The organism is Streptomyces sp. NPDC048483, assembly GCF_040651455.1.
Lineage (GTDB): Bacteria > Actinomycetota > Actinomycetes > Streptomycetales > Streptomycetaceae > Streptomyces.
On record NZ_JBEZJZ010000218.1, the window covers coordinates 1 to 4,715 of the forward strand.

Genomic DNA, 4,715 nt, shown 5'->3' on the forward strand with positions numbered 1-4,715 from the left:
CCGCAGATTCCTGTGATCTCCACCCTCACCGGTGAGGCTGCTTCTGAGGAGGAGTTGTGCTCGCCGGCGTACTGGGTGCGTCAGGTACGGGAGGCCGTCCGCTTCGCGGATGCGGTGCGTGCAGCTGCGGGTCAGGGTGTGACGCGGTTTGTGGAGGCCGGTCCGGACAGCGTCCTGGCGGCCCTGACCAGCACCATCCTGGCCGAAGACGAGGCCAACGAGAGCGTCTGTGTGGCGACGCAGCGCGCCGATCGCGACTCGGAACACACCCTGCTCACCGCCCTCGCTCAACTCCACACCCACGGTGTGGGCGTCCCCTGGGGTCTGTTCTTCGCGCCCTACCGTCCGCAGCGAGTAGAGCTGCCGACGTACGCGTTCCAGCGGCAGCGGTTCTGGCTGAATTCGGTGCCGTCGGCGCCCGCGCCCGCGGACGCGATCGAGTCCCGGTTCTGGGAGGCGGTGGCCGGCGAGGACTGGGAGACGTTGGGCGACGCCCTGGGCATCAGCGAGAACGGGACGCTGACATCTGCGGTCACCGCCTTGTCGACCTGGCGACACGCGCACAACGTCCAACTCGCCGTGGAGGGCTGGGAGTACCGGATCAGCTGGTCGCCGGTCGCTGACCCCGATCCGGGCACGCTTTCGGGCACTTGGCTGCTGATGACCGCCGAGGGCGCGGACGAGTACGCCGACGTCGCCGAACGACTGGAGGCGCACGGGGCGCAGATCACTCGGCTGAGTGTGCCGTCCGGGGTGGATCGCACCTCGCTTGCGGAGCTCGTCCGCACCCATGCGGGTGAGAAGGACGGCGGGGCTGCCGTGGCCGGGGTACTCATTGCCCTCGGGGCGGTGCGGTCGGCGGTCGCGGTACAGGCATTGTCCGACGCGGATGTCGCTGCCCGTGCCTGGGGAGTCACCCGGAGCGCGCTATCCGCGAGCCCCTCCGACCGGACTGTCGATCCCGAGGCCGCGATGGTGTGGGGCCTCGGCCGGACGGTGGCGCTGGAGTACCCCGACCGGTGGGGCGGTCTGGTGGACATACCCGAGCAACTGGACGAGCGTTCCGGGCGCCGGCTGGCCGGGCTGTTGACTCAGAGCACCGAGGACCAGGTGGCCATCCGGTCCTCAGGGATCTTTGGCCGCCGGCTGGTCCGTTCCCCGCAGGCCCCGGCCGCATCCACGGAGCAGGAGTGGTCGCCTGAGGGCGGCACCGTGCTGGTCACGGGCGGTACGGGTGCGTTGGGCGCTCAGGTGGCTCGATGGGTGGCCGACCGGGGTGCGCGGCGGATCGTGCTGCTCAGCCGACGAGGTGAAGACGCCCCGGGCGCCGCCGACTTGCGGGAAAAGCTGGCCAAGGCCGGTGCGGAGGTACGCATCGCCGCATGCGATGCGGCCGACCGTGACGCCCTGGCCGAGGTGCTGGCCGACGAGGCGATCGGCGCGGTCTTCCACACCGCCGGCGTGCTGGATGACGGGGTGCTCGACGGCCTCACACCGGAGCGGTTCCAGAAGGTCTTCGGCCCGAAGGCCGACGCCGCCCGTAACCTGCACGAGCTCACCCGCGATCACCCCGTGACGGCCTTCGTGCTGTTCTCCTCGATCGCAGGCACCCTCGGCGCCGCCGGCCAGGCCAACTATGCCGTTGCCAACGCCTACTTGGACGCCCTGGCCGAACAGCGCCTCCAGGACGGCCTTCCGGGTACGTCGCTGGCATGGGGCGCGTGGAGCGAAGCGGGCATGGCGGTGTCGGTCCCGAACGGCGACGACCGGTTCAGCCGAGGCGGAATCGGCGCGATGGATCCCGAGCTCGCGCTACGGGGGCTGGCCCGGGCGCTGAGGCGGCAGGACGCCGCCTGCACGGTCATCGCGGACATCGACTGGGAACGGTTCGTTCCCGGCTTCACCGCCGTCCGTAACAGCCGACTGCTGGCCGAACTCCCCGACGCGGCCCGGTACCTCAAAGCCGGCACTGGACAGCAGGGTGGTGCTGCGGACCTGCTGCGTGCCCAGCTGGCAGAGGCCACTGGGCCGCAGCGGGAGCGGGTGCTGCTGGAGGCGGTACGGACTCAAGCGGCTCGGGTCCTCGGGCACGCGGGGCCGGAGGCGATAGAAGCGCGGAGCCCCTTCCGGGAACTGGGCTTCGACTCGCTGACCGCCGTGGAGTTCCGCAACCTGCTCGGCGCCGCCACGGGCCTACAACTACCCGCCACCTTGGTGTTCGACTACCCGAACCCGGTGGCGCTTGCCGGATATCTCCAAACGCAGTTGGGCGACGGGCAGGCGGCTCCCGGATCGGTCGTCGGCGAACTGGACAAGCTGGAGGCCGTGATGCGGACAGCGAGTCCGGATTCGACGACACGGAACCACATCACCATGCGCCTGCAGACGTTGCTTTCCCATTGGTCAGCCGCCGATGCACAGGAAAACGGTGCAGACGAGGAGCACGCGGAAGTCGCTGACCACCTCGAATCCGCGACCGCCAGCGAAGTCTTCGACTTCATTGAGCGCGAATTCGGCATCTCTTAGGCAGACGTCTCAGGCAGACGTCCCAGGCAGACGAACGACTTCCGGAACGGGTACAGGGGGACGGCTCACCATGGGTAACGACGGAAACGACGCCAAGCTTCTCGACTACTTGAAGCGGCTCTCCGCCGACCTGCACCAGACCCGCCAGCGGTTGCGCGAGGCTGAGGCGAAAAGCGACGAACCGATCGCCATCATCGCGATGAGCTGCCGGTTCCCGGGCGGTGTCGCATCGCCTGAAGACCTGTGGAAGCTGCTCGAAGCGGGCGGCGACGCGATGTCCGGGTTCCCGACGGACCGCGGCTGGGACCTGAACGCCCTCTATGACTCCGACCCCGACCAGCTCGGCACCTCGTATGTCAGTCAGGGCGGCTTCCTGAGCGGTGCAGCCGACTTCGATTCCGCCTTCTTCGGAATATCGCCCCGTGAGGCGCTGGCGATGGACCCCCAGCAGCGGCTGCTGCTGGAGACGTCCTGGGAGGCCTTGGAACGGGCCGGGATCGACCCGACGTCGCTGCGTGGCAGCAGGGTCGGGGTGTTCGCCGGGACTAACGGCCAGGATTACGGCTCGGTCCTGATGAACGCCCTGTCGAGCATCGACGGCGCCGAGGGCTACATGGCGACCGGGACCTCGGCCAGCGTCGTCTCCGGGCGCATCTCCTACACCCTCGGCCTGGAGGGGCCGGCCGTCACAGTCGACACGGCCTGCTCGGCATCGCTCGTGTCCCTGCACCTGGCGGTGCAGGCGTTGCGGCAGCGCGAGTGCTCTCTCGCCCTGGCCGGCGGTGTCACGGTGATGTCCACGCCCAATGCGTTCGTGGCGTTCTCGCGGCAGCGCGGTCTGGCCGCGGACGGCCGGTGCAAGGCGTTCGCCGAGTCCGCCGACGGAACGGGCTGGGGCGAGGGTGTCGGCATGCTGCTGGTGGAGCGGCTGTCCGACGCACGGCGCAACGGGCACGAAGTGCTCGCCGTGGTCCGTGGTTCGGCCGTGAACCAGGATGGCGCGTCGAACGGTCTGACGGCTCCCAACGGGCCCTCCCAACAGCGCGTCATCGTCCAGGCCCTGACCAGTGCGGGCCTGGCCGTTCACCAGGTCGACGCGGTCGAGGCGCACGGTACGGGTACGACGCTGGGTGATCCGATCGAGGCGCAGGCCCTGCTGGCGACATACGGGCAGGGGCGTGCGGAGGACCGGCCGCTGTGGCTGGGGTCGGTCAAGTCGAATATCGGGCATACGCAGGCCGCCGCCGGTGTGGCCGGTGTGATCAAGATGGTCGAGGCGATGCGGCACGGTGTGCTGCCGAAGACGCTGCATGTCGATGAGCCGTCCTCGCACGTGGACTGGTCCGCGGGTGCGGTGGAACTGCTGAGCGAGGCACAGCCCTGGCCTCAGAAGGATGAGCCACGTCGGGCGGGTGTGTCGTCGTTCGGCGTCAGCGGCACGAATGCGCATGTGATTTTGGAGCAGGCGTCGGCGGTTGAGGTGGAGGCCGAGTCCGGGGAGGAGGCTGAGGGGGCGCCTTCGGACGGTAGGGGTTCTGAGCCGGCGGTGGTGTCGGCTGGGGCTGGTGTGATGCCGTGGGTGGTGTCGGGCACGTCCGAGGTGGGGTTGCGGGGGCAGGCGGAGCGGTTGGGTGCGTTTGTTGCTGAGCGCCCGGAGTTGTCGTCTGCGGATGTGGGTTTCTCGTTGGCGTCGTCGCGGGCGGTGTTGGACTACCGGGCTGTGGTGGTGGGGGGTGACCGGGAGTCGTTGCTGGACGGGGTTGGGTCGGTGGCGTCGGGTGTGCCGACTGCCGGCGTGCTTATGGGAGTTGCTGGTTCTGCTGGTGCCGGTCCGGTGTTGGTGTTTCCGGGGCAGGGTTCGCAGTGGGTGGGTATGGCGGCGGGGTTGTTGGACTCCTCGCCGGTGTTTGCGTCCCGGTGGGTGGAGTGTGAGCGGGCGCTGGAGCCTTTTGTCGACTGGTCGTTGACGGAGGTTGCTCGTTCTGGGGATCCGGTTGTGCTGGAGCGGGTTGATGTGGTGCAGCCGTTGTTGTGGGCGGTGATGGTGTCGCTCGCTGAGGTGTGGCGGGCTGCGGGAGTGGAGCCTGCGGCGGCGGTGGGCCATTCGCAGGGGGAGATTGCTGCGGCTGTGGTGGCGGGTGGTTTGTCGTTGGAGGATGGGGCGCGGGTGGTGGCGCTGCGCTCGCAGG

Annotated in this window: 2 protein-coding genes; both read left to right on the plus strand. The window is 69.2% G+C overall.

All coding sequences use genetic code 11. The features are described 5' to 3' along the window. Positions 1-2,526 (plus strand): SDR family NAD(P)-dependent oxidoreductase (locus tag AB0D04_RS42175; protein WP_362712742.1); only part of this gene is annotated, 2,526 nt, incomplete at its 5' end. A gap of 70 nt (positions 2,527-2,596) precedes the next feature. Further along, the coding region (locus AB0D04_RS42180; RefSeq protein WP_362712744.1) for a type I polyketide synthase at positions 2,597-4,715 on the plus strand (2,119 nt) is incomplete at its 3' end.